The 15,215-nt window shown below is 69.3% G+C and carries 16 protein-coding genes; 14 read left to right on the top strand and 2 right to left on the bottom strand.

The features are described 5' to 3' along the window. Positions 1-45: 45 nt before the first annotated feature. Genes secY through map form a run of 3 tightly spaced genes read left to right on the top strand, consistent with a single transcriptional unit; the run spans position 46 to position 2,823 of the window. Positions 46-1,368, top strand: a complete 1,323-nt coding sequence (gene secY / locus HQQ78_RS11740; RefSeq protein WP_043593336.1) for a preprotein translocase subunit SecY — start codon at positions 46-48, stop codon at positions 1,366-1,368. Continuing rightward, positions 1,365-1,985, top strand: coding sequence for an adenylate kinase (locus tag HQQ78_RS11735; protein WP_173153446.1), 621 nt, complete (start codon positions 1,365-1,367; stop codon positions 1,983-1,985). The genes secY and HQQ78_RS11735 overlap by 4 nt, the downstream gene beginning before the upstream one ends. Positions 1,986-1,989: 4 nt before the next feature. Continuing rightward, positions 1,990-2,823, top strand: a complete 834-nt coding sequence (map, locus tag HQQ78_RS11730) for a type I methionyl aminopeptidase (protein ID WP_159827809.1) — start codon at positions 1,990-1,992, stop codon at positions 2,821-2,823. Between the two features lie 49 nt (positions 2,824-2,872). On the opposite strand, the gene HQQ78_RS11725 is transcribed toward map, so the two are convergent. Continuing rightward, positions 2,873-4,069, bottom strand: a complete 1,197-nt coding sequence (locus HQQ78_RS11725; protein ID WP_254065146.1) for an LCP family protein — start codon at positions 4,067-4,069, stop codon at positions 2,873-2,875. Positions 4,070-4,368: 299 nt separating this feature from the next. Here HQQ78_RS11725 and infA point away from each other — a divergent pair, with 299 nt between their 5' ends. From infA to glmM, 11 genes are all read left to right on the top strand, one after another. Beyond that, positions 4,369-4,590, top strand: a complete 222-nt coding sequence (gene infA, locus HQQ78_RS11720; RefSeq protein WP_043593329.1) for a translation initiation factor IF-1 — start codon at positions 4,369-4,371, stop codon at positions 4,588-4,590. Positions 4,591-4,658: 68 nt separating this feature from the next. Then, complete coding sequence (rpmJ, locus tag HQQ78_RS11715; RefSeq protein ID WP_043593327.1) at positions 4,659-4,775, top strand: 50S ribosomal protein L36; 117 nt, start codon at positions 4,659-4,661, stop codon at positions 4,773-4,775. Positions 4,776-4,965: 190 nt separating this feature from the next. Then, positions 4,966-5,340, top strand: coding sequence for a 30S ribosomal protein S13 (gene rpsM / locus HQQ78_RS11710; RefSeq protein ID WP_043593325.1), 375 nt, complete (start codon positions 4,966-4,968; stop codon positions 5,338-5,340). A 45-nt stretch (positions 5,341-5,385) separates the two neighbouring features. Continuing rightward, positions 5,386-5,784, top strand: coding sequence for a 30S ribosomal protein S11 (rpsK, locus tag HQQ78_RS11705; RefSeq protein WP_043593323.1), 399 nt, complete (start codon positions 5,386-5,388; stop codon positions 5,782-5,784). A 190-nt stretch (positions 5,785-5,974) separates the two neighbouring features. Further along, positions 5,975-6,970: a DNA-directed RNA polymerase subunit alpha gene (locus HQQ78_RS11700; protein WP_043593322.1), complete on the top strand. Its 996-nt coding sequence runs from the start codon at positions 5,975-5,977 to the stop codon at positions 6,968-6,970. A 48-nt stretch (positions 6,971-7,018) separates the two neighbouring features. Then, a complete protein-coding gene (rplQ, locus tag HQQ78_RS11695) occupies positions 7,019-7,585 on the top strand; it encodes a 50S ribosomal protein L17 (RefSeq protein WP_043593320.1) in 567 nt (188 codons plus the stop codon). Between the two features lie 198 nt (positions 7,586-7,783). Then, a complete protein-coding gene (locus HQQ78_RS11690; RefSeq protein ID WP_254065147.1) occupies positions 7,784-10,549 on the top strand; it encodes an ExeM/NucH family extracellular endonuclease in 2,766 nt (921 codons plus the stop codon). A 112-nt stretch (positions 10,550-10,661) separates the two neighbouring features. After that, the gene (locus HQQ78_RS11685; protein WP_236557048.1) at positions 10,662-11,561 is read left to right on the top strand and encodes a tRNA pseudouridine(38-40) synthase TruA; all 900 of its coding nucleotides are present in this window, start codon (positions 10,662-10,664) and stop codon (positions 11,559-11,561) included. 195 nt (positions 11,562-11,756) lie between these two features. Beyond that, positions 11,757-12,203, top strand: coding sequence for a 50S ribosomal protein L13 (rplM, locus tag HQQ78_RS11680; RefSeq protein ID WP_043593314.1), 447 nt, complete (start codon positions 11,757-11,759; stop codon positions 12,201-12,203). Positions 12,204-12,235: 32 nt separating this feature from the next. Then, entirely contained in the window at positions 12,236-12,721 is a 486-nt protein-coding gene (gene rpsI / locus HQQ78_RS11675; protein WP_082059799.1) for a 30S ribosomal protein S9, read from the top strand. Positions 12,722-12,748: 27 nt separating this feature from the next. Beyond that, positions 12,749-14,110: a phosphoglucosamine mutase gene (gene glmM, locus HQQ78_RS11670; protein WP_173153440.1), complete on the top strand. Its 1,362-nt coding sequence runs from the start codon at positions 12,749-12,751 to the stop codon at positions 14,108-14,110. Between the two features lie 143 nt (positions 14,111-14,253). Here glmM and coaA read toward each other — a convergent pair whose 3' ends face one another. Beyond that, a complete protein-coding gene (gene coaA, locus HQQ78_RS11665) occupies positions 14,254-15,210 on the bottom strand; it encodes a type I pantothenate kinase (RefSeq protein ID WP_123571284.1) in 957 nt (318 codons plus the stop codon). Positions 15,211-15,215 lie beyond the last annotated feature (5 nt).

Below are 15,215 nucleotides of genomic sequence, written 5' to 3'. Positions count from 1 at the left end.
GGCCACCCCCATCAGTCGTCTATCCTTCATACCGGGAGGCCCCACGTGTTCAGAGCTGTCGCGCGCATCATGCGCACCCCCGACCTGCGTCGCAAGATCGGGTTCACGCTCGGCATCATCGCGCTCTTCCGGTTGGGGAGCTTCATCCCCGCGCCGTTCGTCGACTACCAGAACGTGCAGGCCTGCCTCGCAGGCAACCAGGGCACCTCGGGTCTCTACGAGCTCGTCAACCTGTTCAGCGGCGGTGCTCTGCTGCAGCTGTCCGTCTTCGCGTTGGGCATCATGCCCTACATCACCTCGTCGATCATCGTGCAGTTGCTGCGCGTGGTCATCCCCCACTTCGACACGCTCTACAAAGAGGGCCAGTCCGGGCAGGCGAAGCTCACGCAGTACACGCGGTACCTCACCATCGCTCTCGGCGTCCTCCAGTCGACGACGCTCATCACCGTGGCCCGCTCGGGTGCCCTGTTCGGTTCGTCCGGCATCGCGGAGTGCAGCCAGCTGATCACGAACGACGCCTGGTACGCGGTCATGCTCATGGTCGTCACGATGACCGCCGGTACCGGCCTCATCATGTGGATGGGCGAGCTCATCACCGAGCGCGGCATTGGCAACGGCATGTCGCTGCTGATCTTCACCTCGATCGCCGCCCGCTTCCCGACGGCCCTCTGGAGCATCGCGCAGTCGCGCAGCTTCGAGATCTTCTTGCTCGTCATCGCGGTCGGACTGATCATCATGGCGCTCGTGGTCTTCGTCGAGCAGTCCCAACGGCGGATTCCCGTCCAGTACGCCAAACGCATGGTCGGTCGGCGCACGTACGGTGGCAACAACACGTACATCCCGATCAAGGTCAACATGGCTGGCGTCGTGCCGGTCATCTTCGCTTCGTCGCTGCTCTACCTCCCGGCCCTCGTCGCCCAGTTCAACCAGCCCTCGGACGGAACGGCTCCGCCCGCCTGGGTCAGCTGGGTGCAGGCCAACCTCACCTCGGGCGACAACCCGCTCTACATGGTGCTGTACTTCGCCCTCATCGTCGGGTTCACCTACTTCTACGTCGCGATCACCTTCAACCCCGAAGAGGTCGCCGACAACATGAAGAAGTACGGCGGGTTCATCCCGGGCATCCGGGCCGGTCGCCCCACGGCCGAATACCTCGACTACGTGCTCACGCGTGTGACGCTGCCCGGTGCCCTGTACCTCGGCATCATCGCGCTCATCCCGCTGATCGCGTTGGCCACGGTCGGTGCGAACCAGAACTTCCCCTTCGGAGGCGCCAGCATCCTGATCATCGTGGGCGTCGGCCTCGAGACGGTCAAGCAGATCGACTCGCAGCTGCAGCAGCGTCACTACGAGGGCCTGCTCCGATGAGCGCCGCTGAGACCCGACTCAGCCCGCGCCTCCTCATCGTCGGTCCCCCCGGGGCCGGCAAGGGCACCCAGGCGGTCGCGATCGCAGAGTCGTTGGGCATCCCCGCGATCTCGACCGGCGACATCTTCCGCGCCAACGTCAAGAACGAGACCGAGCTCGGTCTCAAGGTCAAGGCGATCCTCGACGCGGGCGACTACGTACCGGACAGCCTCACCAATGAGCTCATCTCCGACCGGCTGTCGCAGGCCGATGCGAGCGAGGGCTTCCTCCTCGACGGGTACCCACGCACGCTGCAGCAGGTCGAATTCCTCGACGAGCACCTCGCCGCGCAGGGGCAGTCCTTGACCACCGTCGTCCAGCTGGTCGCCGAGCGGGACGAGATCGTCGAGCGACTGCGTCGGCGTGCCGTCGACCAGGGGCGTTCCGACGACACCGAGGACGCCATCCGCCACCGCCAGGACGTCTACCTCCGCGAGACAGCACCCCTGATTGACACGTACCGAGATCGAGGCATCCTCGTCGAGGTCGACGGTCTGGGCAGCATCGACGAGGTCGCCGGGCGCATCGAGTCGGCCTTGGCCGCTCGCGGCTTCACGTCCGTCGCCTCGGCCTCCTGACCTCGTGGCGTTCCGCCGCTCCGGCATCTACAAGACGGCCGACGAACTCAGACGTCTGGTCGCGCCGGGGCTGTTGACGGCCGCGTCGCTCGACGCCGTCCAGTCCGCCGTTCGTCCCGGCGTGTCCACGCTCGAACTCGACGCCGTCGCCGAAGCCGTCATCCGAGACGGTGGGGGAGAACCCAACTTCATGTTGGTGCCCGGCTACCGTCACACGGTGTGCGCGTCGGTCGGTGACGAGGTCGTCCACGGCATCCCCGGTGCGCGCGTGCTGGCGGCGGGGGACCTCGTCTCCGTCGACAGTGGAGCGCAACTCGACGGCTGGAACGGCGACAGCGCACGGAGTTTCGTCCTGGACGATGCCGGCCGCCCCGACGTGGTGGCCGAGCGTCGTCGGTTGAACGAGGTCACCGAGCAGTCCCTCTGGCACGGCATCGCCGCGCTGGCGTCGGCCTCGCACCTCAACGAGGTGGGGGGCGCCATCGAGGACTACATCGACGGGCAGGGCGACTTCGGCATCATCGAGGACTACACCGGCCACGGCATCGGTCGTTCGATGCACGAGGACCCGCCGGTGTTCAACTACCGCGTCCGCGGACGTGGCCCCGCCGTCCGGCCCGGCCTGGTGATCGCCATCGAGCCCATGGTCACGTCGGGCGGAATCGACACGGTGACCCACGACGACGGGTGGACCGTCAGCACGCGCGACGGTTCGATGGCCGCGCACTGGGAGCACTCGATCGCGGTGCACGACGGCGGCATCTGGGTGCTCACGGCACAGGACGGCGGCGCCGCGGGTCTGGCGCCGCTGGGAGTGACACCCGTCCCGATCGCCTGACCCGCGCCTCCTCGGCTCACGCCGACGACGCGAGGAGGCTCGGTGCGGCTCAGCGGGACGAGCCGACGCTGCAGGTGGCCTCGGCCGCCGACTGGCCCGTGATGGTCGAGGGCAGCGTGGTCGTCGGAGTGTCCGTCGCGACCGGGGCGGCCGGCACGGAGGACTCCGACGTCGTGTCGGACGGCGTCGACGTCTCGCTCGGTGCGGCGGGGGGCGTGGTCGCGACCGGGGCCGTCCCGTCCGAGACGGAGCCACGTCCGGCGCTGTCGTCACCGAGGGTGAACTTCTGGTCGGCGTTCAGGGCGGCGTTCAGGGCCGCGGCGTCGGTCGTGGACTGCACCACCCTGTTCGGGTCCCGCGGATCGTCGACGACCGGGTACTGGACGAAGACGATCCCCGCGGGCTGGATGTCCTTCAGTGCGAGGGCCAGGCGCACGAGCGTGTCGGGGGAGTCGAGGGTGGACGACAACGTCATGTTGCTCAGGGCGGCCGAGGCGAGTTTGTAGAGCGTCGTCACGTCGCCGAGGGTGCCGCCCGAGATGATCTTGCGCATCATCGACGACAGGAAGACCTGCTGCGAGCTGATGCGCGCGATGTCGCTCCCGTCGCCGACGCCGTGTCGGGTCCGCAGGAAGGCGAGGGCCTCGGCGCCCTGCAGGGTGTGGGTGCCCGCAGTCAGGTCGATGCCCGAGTCGGTGTCCCGGATCGTCCGCGTGACGCAGACGTCGACCCCACCGATGGCGTTCGACATCTCGATGACGCCGTCGAAGGTGATCTTGCCGGCGTAGGGGATCGCCAGTCCGGTCATGCCCTCGACCGTCTTGACGGTGCACGAGAGGCCACCGCGTCCGAGGGTCGTGTTGAACTGCACGTAGTCCTCGGCCGGGTACACCTGGCCGTCGTCGCCGACGCATTCGGGTACGTCGATCATCAGGTCGCGGGGGAAGCTCACGGCCGTCAGCTGGGTGTGGTCCGCCGAGAGGTGGGCCAGGATCGTCACGTCGTTGCGGATGCCGTCGACCTCGCCGGCGTCGACCTGGCTGCCGTCGTCGCGTTCGTCGCTGCCCACCAGCAGGATGTTGGCGCCGCCCTGGATGGCCGAGATGTCGACCCCGGCGACCTCGTCCTCGTTGCCGAGTGAGACGGTCTGCACGCCCGAGGTGGCGGATCGGACCGCGATGGCCGCGACGGACACGCCGCTCACGAGCACGACGGCCATCGTCCCGGCGACGAGTCCCAGGAGCATGCGGGCGGGGCCGCGGCGGCGGAGTCGGCCGTGACGAGCGACCCCCCGAGGGGAGGAGGGGGTGGTCGAGCGGTCAGGCATGGTGCTCCCGGCAGTCGTGACGCGTACCCGACGAGACGACGGCCGAGGTGGGCGGCAGAGGTCGGCGGGTGCTCCGGCGTGTCGGGTTGACCAGCCGGGTTGCTGAACTATACCGGCATCACCTAGGATCGACCTTTGGTGTTCCGTGTGCGTTTCTGCGCGCCTGGGCATCGCATCCCCGCACGACCAACACCCCTATTCTTAGCGACAGTGAGGCTATGGCCAAAAAAGACGGTGTCATCGAAATCGAAGGCGCAGTGATCGAAGCTCTGCCCAACGCGATGTTCCGCGTTGAGTTGACCAACGGACACAGGGTCCTCGCGCACATCTCCGGCAAGATGCGGCAGCACTACATCCGCATCCTGCCCGAAGACCGTGTGATCGTGGAGCTCAGCCCCTACGACCTGACCCGCGGCCGGATCGTCTACCGCTACAAGTAGGGCGTGCTGGAAAGGAACGGCCCCACGCACCCGTGGGGCACGAAGCCAGCGAGATCAAGGAATCAGCAATGAAGGTCAACCCCAGCGTCAAGCCCATCTGCGAGCACTGCAAGGTCATCCGCCGCAAGGGCAACGTCATGGTCATCTGCAAGAGCAACCCGCGCCACAAACAGCGTCAGGGCTGACTCGTCCGTCGCTCCGGCGACGTGCCGATGCCGACCCGGCCGAGCCGGGTCACACAGCAACACCCTCCCAGCAGCACCAGAACTCGTCACGGAAGCCCGACAGGGTGGACGGAGGCGGGGGACACCCCGGGTCGGAGGCCCGGGCACCGGTGCTGTGACAGACCTCCACCATCTCTGAAAAGAGGCCATCATGGCACGTCTAGCAGGCGTTGACATCCCGCGCGACAAGCGCGTCGAAGTCGCACTGACCTACATCTACGGAGTCGGCCGCACCAGCGCGCTCAAGACTCTCGCCGAGACCGAGATCGACGGCAACATCCGCGTCAAGGACCTCACGGACGACCAGCTCGTCCTGCTCCGCGACTACATCGAGGGCAACTACAAGGTCGAGGGTGACCTCCGCCGCGAGGTGGCCGCCGACATCCGCCGCAAGGTCGAGATCGGTAGCTACGAGGGCATCCGCCACCGCCGCGGCCTCCCCGTCCGCGGCCAGCGCACCAAGACGAACGCTCGTACCCGCAAGGGCCCGAAGCGCACCGTCGCCGGCAAGAAGAAGGCTCGATAGGCCTCGGCTCCCGCCGTACGCCCCTCAAGGTTGTAGGAGAAAAAATTGGCAGCACCGAAGACGGCCGCGCGTAAGCCCCGCCGCAAAGAGAAGAAGAACGTCGCCGTGGGCCAGGCCCACATCAAGAGCACGTTCAACAACACGATCGTCTCGATCACCGACCCCTCGGGCGCCGTCCTGAGCTGGGCCTCGTCCGGCGCCGTCGGCTTCAAGGGCTCGCGCAAGTCGACCCCGTTCGCCGCGCAGCTCGCCGCCGAGTCCGCCGCCCGCCAGGCGCAGGAGCACGGTGTGAAGAAGGTCGACGTCTTCGTCAAGGGCCCGGGTTCGGGTCGCGAGACGGCGATCCGCTCGCTCCAGGCCGCAGGCCTCGAGGTCGGTTCGATCAACGACGTCACCCCCCAGGCGCACAACGGCTGCCGCCCGCCGAAGCGTCGTCGCGTCTAACTGAGTTACCGCCCGCCGTGCCCGACGGGCCCCGTCACCGGGGTCCGTCGGGTTCGGCGGGCTCCCCCGCGTCAGCACCGCCTCCCGCGTGTTCGCCCGAGGTGCCCACAACTCAACAGACCCGACGGGCCAGCCACCTGTCGTACCGCCAAGAGTCATATAGCGGACTCTTCGCCGAAAGGATTAAACAGTGCTCATTGCACAGCGCCCCACCCTCACCGAGGAGAACATCTCGGAGTTCCGCTCCCGCTTCGTGATCGAGCCCCTCGAGCCAGGCTTCGGTTACACCCTCGGCAACTCGCTGCGCCGCACGCTTCTCTCGTCGATCCCCGGCGCTGCTGTCACCAGCATCCGCATCGACGGTGTGCTGCACGAGTTCACGACCGTCCCCGGAGTGAAAGAGGACGTCACCGAGGTCATCCTCAACATCAAGCAGCTGGTCGTCGCCAGCGAGCACGACGAGCCCATCACGGCCTACCTGCGCAAGCAGGGTGCGGGTCAGGTCACGGCCGCCGACATCTCGGCTCCGGCCGGCGTCGAGATCCACAACCCCGAGCTCGTCATCGCCACGCTGAACGACAAGGCGAAGTTCGAGCTCGAGCTCACGATCGAGCGTGGCCGTGGTTACGTGTCGGCCGTGCAGAACCGCAGCGAGTTCAGCGAAGCCGGTCAGATCCCGATCGACTCGATCTACTCGCCCGTGCTCAAGGTCACCTACCGCGTCGAGGCGACGCGTGCCGGCGAGCGCACCGACTTCGACCGCCTGGTCGTCGACGTCGAGTCGAAGCCGTCGATCTCGCCCCGTGACGCCATCGCCTCGGCCGGTCGCACGCTGACCGAGCTGTTCGGCCTCGCCCGCGAGCTGAACACCGCCGCCGAGGGCATCGAGATCGGCCCCGCGCCGGTCGACGCCGTCCTGTCGAGCGAGCTGCAGACCCCGATCGAGGACCTCGACCTGTCGGTCCGCAGCTACAACTGCCTGAAGCGCGAGGGCATCAACACGGTGTCCGAGCTGGTCGCCCTGTCCGAGACCCAGTTGATGAACATCCGCAACTTCGGTCAGAAGTCGGTCGACGAGGTGAAGGACAAGCTCGTCGAGCTCGGCCTCTCGCTCAAGGACACGGTCCCCGGGTTCGACGGAGCCCACTTCTACAGCGGTTACGACGAAGAAGAGACCACCAACTAGGTCTCTCCGCCCGACGCCCTCCACTCTCGACTCATTTAGGAACAGACAATGCCCAAGCCCACCAAGGGACCCCGCCTCGGAGGCGGCCCGGCGCACGAGCGCCTCATGCTGGCCAACCTGGCCGCCTCGCTCTTCGAGCACAAGACGATCAAGACGACCGAGACCAAGGCCAAGCGCCTCCGTCCCGTCGCCGAGCGTCTCGTGACCTTCGCGAAGCGTGGCGACCTGCACTCGCGTCGTCGCGCCATGCAGACCCTGCGCAACAACAAAGAGGCCGCCCACATCCTCTTCACCGAGATCGCCCCGCTGGTCGAGAACCGTGACGGCGGCTACACCCGCATCACGAAGCTCGGCTTCCGCAAGGGTGACAACGCGTCGATGGTGTCCATCGAGCTCGTCCTCGAGCCCGTGAGCCCCAAGGTCAAGAACTCGAAGACCACCGCCGCGGCGGCTCCGGTCGCCGAGCCCGTCGCCGAGGAGCCCACCGAGGCTCCCGTCGACGAGACCGAGACCGTCGAGGAGTCGGCTCCCGTCGAGACCGAGACCGAGACGGCTGCCGCCGACGAGGTCGAGGCCGACGCCGCGGCGAAGTCGGACGACGAAGCAGCCAAGTAGTTCCACCAGCACCACCCGGAGGGCCCGTCACCGCGAGGTGACGGGCCCTTCGTCGTGCAGGGAGCAGGAGGGGGTCCGCACAAGAGAGGACTGGCCCCCCGGGCGGGGGTCGTTTACCTTGGCGATTGTTCTGCGACACCTGTGGTGCACCTGTGCCGCCTACGGTGACCGGAGCCCGACCCGATCACGAAGGACGTCATGTCGCCACGCCCCCGCCCACTCAAGGCCCTCGCCCTCACGACGGGCATGGCCCTCGCGCTCGGGCTCGCCCCTCTCGCGACCGCCGCGCCCGCCCTCGCCGCGCCCGACGGTTCGTCGGTGGTCATCAACGAGGCCTACCTCAAGGGAGGCAGCGCCAACGCTCCCTTCAACCGCAAGTTCGTCGAGCTGTACAACCCCACGACGGCGTCGGTGTCGCTGGCCGGCTGGTCCCTGCAGTACCGCTCGGCGACGGGCGCCGGGCAGTTCTCCGCCGCCGAACTCGCCGGCACCATCGCGGCCGGTGGCTACTTCCTCGTGGCGATCCCGGGCAACGGCACCACGGGCGCCGACCTGCCCGCCCCCGACGCGAGTGCCTCGCTCAACCCGAGCGGCACCACGGGAACGGTCCTGTTGTCGAACGGCGCCGTTCCGTTGACGCTCGCACCCGGTTCGGTCCCCGCCGGGACGCCGGGCGTGGTCGACCTGCTCGGCTACGGCACCTCGAACACCTTCGAGACGACCGTCGCTCGCGTGACGGGAACGAACCCGACGCCCAACTCGTTGGCCCGCACCGCTGGTGTGGACACCGACGTCAACGCGGCCGACTTCTCGACGCAGACCACCGTCACCCCGCAGAACTCCGGCGGCACGGGCACCGACCCCGGTCCGGACCCCGAGCCGCAGCCCGAGCCGACCCCCGAGGCCGACGTGACGGTCGCGCAGATCCAGGGTGCGACCGGCACGAGTCCTCTCGTCGGTCGCACGGTGACCACGCGGGGCGTCGTCACGGCCACCTACCCCACGGGTGGTCTCGACGGCTACGTCATCCAGACCCCGGGCACCGGAGGCGCACTCGACCTGGCGACGCACGTCGCGTCGGACGCGCTGTTCGTGTACTCCGCGAGCACCGCCTCCTCGGTCGCCGTCGGCGACTACGTCGAGGTCGACGGGACCGTCACCGAGTTCTTCGGCCTGACGCAGATCACCGTCACCGGTGCGGCGTCGCTCCGGGCGCTCGACGCCTCGACCGTCGCGGCACCCCAGGCGGCGACCGTCGGCCTGCCCGCCACCGACGCCCAGCGTGAGACGCTCGAGAGCATGCTCGTGCTGCCCCAGGGCGAGTTCACCGTCGCGGACACGTACACGACGAACCAGTACGGCGAGGTCAAGCTCGCCTCGGGCGACCGTCCCCTGATCCAGCCCACCGAGGTCGCGCGCCCGGGCTCCCCGGGCTACGCGGCGGTGGTCGCCGACAACGCGGCCCGAGCCGTGACCCTCGACGACGGCGCCACGACGAACTTCTTCACCGCGGCCAACCAGTCGATCCCCGTCCCCTATCTCTCGAACGAGGACCCGGTCACGGTGGGCGCCTCCGTGGCGTTCACGAAGCCGGTCGTCTTCGACTTCCGCAACTCGGCCTGGAAGTACCAGCCGACCGCCCGCCTCACGGGTGACACGGCCTACGGCGACCTGCCCGTCACGTTCGAGGACGTCCGGACCGACGTCCCGCGCGAGGTGGGAGGCGACCTGAAGCTCGCCAGCTTCAACGTGCTCAACTACTTCACGACGACGGGCGACCAGCTGCGCGGCTGCACGTTCTACACGGACCGCGCGGGTGCGCCGGTGACGGTGAACAGCGGCTGCGACGCCCGTGGTGCCGCGAACGCCGAGAACCTCGCCCGCCAGCAGGTGAAGATCGTCACGGCGATCACCGCCCTGGGCGCCGACGTCGTGTCGCTCGAGGAGATCGAGAACTCGGCCCGCTTCGGCGAGGACCGCGACTCCGCACTCGCGACCCTGGTCGGGGCGCTCAACGCCGCGGCCGGCAGCGAGGTCTGGGACTACGCGCGCTCACCGGAGGCGCTGCCCGCCAACGAGGACGTCATCCGTCTGGCCTTCATCTACAAGAAGGCCGTCGCCGAGCCCGTCGGAGGGTCGACGATCCTGACCGGATCGGCCGCGTTCAGCAACGCCCGGCAGCCGCTCGCGCAGGCCTTCCGGCCCGTCGGCGGTGACGCCGGCTCGACCTTCGTCGCGATCGCGAACCACTTCAAGTCGAAGGGCAGCGGTTCGGGCCCGGACGCCGACCAGGGTGACGGTCAGGGCGGTTCGAACGGCTCGCGCGTCAACCAGGCGAACGCCCTGGTCGCCTTCGCCGCCGAGCGTGAGGCCGCTGCGGGGACCGACAAGGTGTTCCTGCTCGGCGACTTCAACGCCTACAGCCAGGAGGACCCGATCGAGGTGCTCCGCCAGGCCGGCTACGTCGACCTCGGCTCGACCGGGACCGACGAGTACAGCTACGTCTTCAGCGGCCTCAGCGGGTCCCTCGACCACGTGCTCGCCTCGCCCGCCGCGGCCGAGGCCGTCACGGGCGTGGACATCTGGAACATCAACTCGGGTGAGGGCATCGGCCTCGAGTACAGCCGCTTCAACTACAACGCCGAGCAGCTGTACCAGCCCGACCAGTTCCGCTCGAGCGACCACGACCCGGTCGTCGTCGGGGTGTCGCTGCTCGCCGCTCCCGTCGACCCCGCCCCGCCGGTGACCGACCCGGGCACGGCGCCCGGAGCCGGAGCCGGTCCGACCGTGCCGGGTGCCGGTCCCGGGGCGGTCACCCCGGGCACGACCGCACCGACCGCGGACGGCTCGCTCGCCTTCACGGGCTCCGCGCCCCTGGCCGGGTGGCTGGCGCTTGCCCTGGTGCTGATGGCGATGGGTGGCACGGTCCTCGTGGTCCGGCACCGCGCCTCCCGCATGGGCTAGGCGGAGGCGCCCGACGGCGGTCGTGACCCGGGTGACCGGGTCGCGGCCGCCGTCGTCGTCCGCCCACCCGGCAGGCCGAGGAGGCGCGGTGTCGGCCCCGTAGGATCGTCGGGTGACGATCGACGCCCCGGCCCTGACGCGCCTCCGCCTCGGGGTGGCGTACGACGGCACCGGCTTCTCGGGCTGGAGCGAACAACCTGGCCGCCGCACGGTGCAGGGCGAGATCGAGGCCGCTCTGCAGACGCTCTTCCGCAGGCTGGGGGACGTGCCGACCGTGACCGTGGCGGGTCGCACCGACGCCGGCGTGCACGCGCGCGGACAGGTGGTGCACCTCGACCTCACCGACGCCCAGATCGCCCAGCTGCAGAAGCCGCACCGCGGCATGCGCGACCAGTCCCCGCTCGACGCCCCGACCGTGCTGGCCCGGCGGTTGAACGGGCTCGCGGGCGCGTCCGACGAGATCGTGATCTCGGGTGCCCGGGTCGCGCCTCCGGGTTTCCACGCCCGTTTCGGCGCCCTCTGGCGCCGGTACGAGTACCGCATCGCCGACCGGGGGGCCGAGCGCGACCCCACGAGGCGCAGCCACACCCTCTGGTACGACCAACGCCTCGACCTCGAGCTGATGAACGCGACGGCGTCCGGCCTGCTCGGCCTGCACGACTGGGCCGCGTACTGCCGACACCGTGACTACGCGACCACCATCCGCGAGCTGCAGGAGTTCTCGTGGAGGCGCGAGGCAGACGGCGTGCTCGTCGCCTCGGTGCAGGCGGACGCGTTCTGCCACAACCTCGTGCGCAACCTCGTGGGCGCCTGCGTGGCCGTCGGCGAGGGAGCGATGGAGGCGCATCGTGCGGTGGGCGTGCGGCGCGAGGCCCAGCGCAACGGCGAGTTCCGGGTCGTGCCCGCCCACGGACTCACGATGGTCGAGGTCGGCTACCCGCCCGACGCCGAGATGGCCGCCCGGGTGGCCCTGACGCAGGTGAAGCGGTCGCACGATCAGCTGGGGGAGTGACTCCCCGGGGCGAGGCGGGCGATGGTTGACCGTCCGGCCCGTGTCGGGTAACGTGAACCCTTGGTGTCTGCGCAACTGCGCGCTTTCGCCCGAAGTTGAGCCCTCCACCTGACTCGTTCTCATCGCCTCTGCGGTGACAACGGCAACGGAGCGGGATTCACGAACCTCTCACCTCGACCAGAAAGCAGCACTACTGTGACGCGCACTTTCTCCCCCAAGCCGGCTGACGTTCAGCCGAACTGGCTGATCATCGACGCCAACGACGTCGTGCTCGGCCGCCTCGCGAGCCACGTGGCAGCCCTGCTGCGCGGCAAGCACAAGCCGACCTTCGCCCCCCACATGGACATGGGCGACTTCGTCATCGTCATCAACGCCGACAAGGTGGCCCTCACCGGCTCCAAGCTGGCCGAGAAGCTCTACTACCGTCACTCGGGTTACCCGGGCGGCATCACGGCCACCACGTACTCCGAGATGGTCGAGAAGCACCCCACCCGTGCGGTCGAGAAGGCCATCCGTGGCATGCTGCCGAAGAACTCGCTGGGCCGTGCCCAGATCAAGAAGCTGAAGGTGTACGCGGGTGCCGAGCACCCCCACGCTGCTCAGCAGCCCACGGTTTACACCCTCGACCAGGTCGCCCAGTAGCGTCCGCCTTCAGACTTAAGGACCCCCACACAGTGGCTCAGATCGCAGATTCCATCGACCAGGCTCCCGAGAGCTTCACCACCGAGAGCTCGGCCCCCGAGGCCGCCGCGACGCCCCGCCCCGTGCTGAGCGTCGGCGGTTCCGCCGTCGGTCGCCGCAAGGAGGCCATCGCTCGTGCGCGCCTCACGCCCGGCTCCGGCACGATCGTCGTGAACGGTCGCACCCTCGAGGACTACTTCCCCAACAAGCTGCACCAGCAGCTGATCAACGACCCGTTCAAGGTCCTCGACCTGCTCGGCTCGTACGACGTGGCCGTCAAGGTCACCGGTGGTGGCCCCTCGGGCCAGGCCGGTGCCCTCCGTCTCGCCATCGCCCGTGCTCTGAACGAGATCGACCGCGAGAACAACCGCGCCACGCTCAAGAAGGCCGGCTTCCTCACCCGTGACGCCCGCGTCATCGAGCGCAAGAAGGCCGGTCTCAAGAAGGCCCGCAAGGCCTCGCAGTTCTCGAAGCGCTAACCAGCACCACACAAGGCAGGTCTCGCGATGTCGCGTTTGTTCGGTACCGACGGTGTCAGAGGCCTCGCCAACCGTGAGCTGACCGCCGCGCTCGCCCTGGGGCTCTCCCAGGCGAGCGCGGTGGTGCTCACGAAGGGGCATCACGCCGATGCCCGTCGTGCCGAGGGACGGCGCCCCGTCGCCGTCGTCGCGCGCGACCCCCGCATCTCCGGTGAGTTCCTCACCGCGGCCGTCTGTGCCGGGCTCGCCAGCTCGGGTGTCGACGTGCTCGACGCCGGAGTCATCCCGACCCCCGCCGCGGCCTTCCTGGTCGACGACATCGGCGCCGATTTCGGCGTGATGATCAGCGCCTCGCACAACGCCGCGCCCGACAACGGCATCAAGTTCTTCGCCTTCGGCGGCACCAAGCTCCCCGACGAGGTCGAGGACCGCATCGAGGCCGCCATGGCCGATCCGCAGCTGATGCCGATCGGTGGCGACGTGGGCCGCATCCGTCGGTTCGCCGACGCCGAGGACCGCTACGTGCTGCACCTGCTCGGCGCCCTGCCCAACCGACTCGACGGCATCCACGTCGTCCTCGACTGCGCCCACGGGGCCGCCTCGGCCGTCTCTCCCGAGGTGTTCACCGACGCCGGCGCGACGGTCACCCTGATCGGCGCCGATCCCGACGGCGTGAACATCAACGACGGCGTGGGGTCGACCCACCTCGACAACCTCGCGAAGGCCGTCCTCGAGCACGGGGCCGACGTCGGCATCGCGCACGACGGCGACGCCGACCGCTGCCTGGCCGTCGACGCCACCGGCGCCGTGGTCGACGGCGACCAGATCATGGCCATCATCGCCCTGGCGCAGAAAGAACGTGGCGCCCTCGTCGACGACACGCTCGTCGCGACGGTGATGAGCAACCTCGGCCTCATCCGCGCCATGGCCGAGCACGGCATCACGGTCCGCCAGACCAAGGTCGGCGACCGCTACGTGCTCGAGGACATGAACGAGCACGGCTTCACCCTCGGCGGCGAGCAGTCCGGCCACATCGTCTTCGCCGACTACGCCACCACCGGTGACGGCATCCTCACCGGTCTCTCGCTCGTGGCCCGCATGGCCGCGACCGGCAAGAGCCTGGCCGAGCTCGCCTCGGTCATGACGGTCTTCCCGCAGATCATGGTCAACGTCCGGGACGTCGACCGCTCGCGAGCCGCGTCCGACGAGGGCGTGGCCGAGGCCGTCCGCCGGTTCGGGGCCGAGCTCGGCGACACCGGCCGCGTGCTGCTCCGCCCCTCGGGCACCGAGCCCGTGGTGCGCGTGATGGTCGAGGCCGCCGACCAACCGACCGCCGACCGCGTCGCCCACTCGCTGGCCGACGTCGTGCGCGAGCGACTCGCCCTCTGACCCGGGCGGCGGACGGGGCGCGACGTCCCGGTGACGTCACCCGCGCCTCCTGACCGGACGCGGCGCCCGACCGGACGCGGTGCGCGACCGGCTGCGGCGCCCGACCGGACGCGGCGCCTGAGCCGACCGGGCGTCGCCGCGGCTCAGATCTTGCGCAGCAGGACCGAACTGACCTTGTGGTCGGCCGCCTTCCGCAGGACGAGCGTCGCCCGTGACCGGGTCGGCAGCACGTTCTCGATCAGGTTGGGCTCGTTGACCGACTTCCAGATGCCCGAGGCGAACGACCGCGCCTCGGGTTCGCTCATGTCGGCGAAACGGTGGAAGAACGAGCGCTCCTGGGTGAACGCGCCCTTCTGCAGCGCGAGGAACCGTTCGACGAACCAGTTCTCGATGTCGCCGGTGCGGGCGTCGACGTAGACCGTGAAGTCGAACAGGTCGCTGAGGGCGAGCCGGCCGGCGACGGCGGGCTGCAGCACGTTCAAGCCCTCGACGATCAGGATGTCGGGCCGCCGCACGACGACCTCGGCGCTCGGCATGATGTCGTAGCTGGTGTGCGAGTAGAACGGCGCACGCACCTCTTCGGCGCCGCTCTTGACCTGCGAGACGAACCGCAGCAGGTGGCGGCGGTCGTACGACTCGGGGAACCCCTTGCGGCTCATGATGCCGCGGCGTTCGAGTTCGGCGTTCGGGTAGAGGAACCCGTCGGTGGTCACCAACTCGACGCGGGGGGTGTCGTCCCAGCGGCTGAGCAGCTCCCGCAGGAGGCGCGCGACGGTCGACTTGCCGACGGCCACCGACCCGGCGACGCCGATCACGAAGGGCGTGCGCTGGGCCCGTTCGCCGAGGAAGTCGCTCGTGGCCCGGTGCAGGTTGCGGGCGCCGGCGGCGTAGAGGTTGAGGAGGCGGCTGAGCGGGACGTAGACGTCCTGCACCTCGCGCATGTCGAGGCGGTCGCCGAGGCCGCGCAGCTGGACGATCTCGGTCTCGGTCAGCGGCAGGCGCGTCGTCGGGGCCAGGTCGGCCCAGGCGTCGCGCCCGATCTCGACGAAGGGGCTCGCGTGCACGGCGGAGGGCGCGGTCGTCGGGTTGGCTTCGGCCATGCGCA

The organism is Frigoribacterium sp. VKM Ac-2859 (assembly GCF_013204925.1).
Lineage (GTDB): Bacteria > Actinomycetota > Actinomycetes > Actinomycetales > Microbacteriaceae > Frigoribacterium.
Note: the sequence above shows the minus strand (reverse complement) of the source record. Positions and strands in the feature narration are given on the sequence as shown.

Coding starts and splice junctions, on each gene's coding strand:
- infA (WP_043593329.1), top strand. CDS start 4,369: ATGGCCAAAAAAGACGGTGTCATCGAAATCGAAGGCGCAGTGATCGAA.
- glmM (WP_173153440.1), top strand. CDS start 12,749: ATGTCGCGTTTGTTCGGTACCGACGGTGTCAGAGGCCTCGCCAACCGT.
- HQQ78_RS11690 (WP_254065147.1), top strand. CDS start 7,784: ATGTCGCCACGCCCCCGCCCACTCAAGGCCCTCGCCCTCACGACGGGC.
- rplQ (WP_043593320.1), top strand. CDS start 7,019: ATGCCCAAGCCCACCAAGGGACCCCGCCTCGGAGGCGGCCCGGCGCAC.
- HQQ78_RS11725 (WP_254065146.1), bottom strand. CDS start 4,069: ATGCTCCTGGGACTCGTCGCCGGGACGATGGCCGTCGTGCTCGTGAGC.
- HQQ78_RS11735 (WP_173153446.1), top strand. CDS start 1,365: ATGAGCGCCGCTGAGACCCGACTCAGCCCGCGCCTCCTCATCGTCGGT.
- rpmJ (WP_043593327.1), top strand. CDS start 4,659: ATGAAGGTCAACCCCAGCGTCAAGCCCATCTGCGAGCACTGCAAGGTC.
- rpsM (WP_043593325.1), top strand. CDS start 4,966: ATGGCACGTCTAGCAGGCGTTGACATCCCGCGCGACAAGCGCGTCGAA.
- coaA (WP_123571284.1), bottom strand. CDS start 15,210: ATGGCCGAAGCCAACCCGACGACCGCGCCCTCCGCCGTGCACGCGAGC.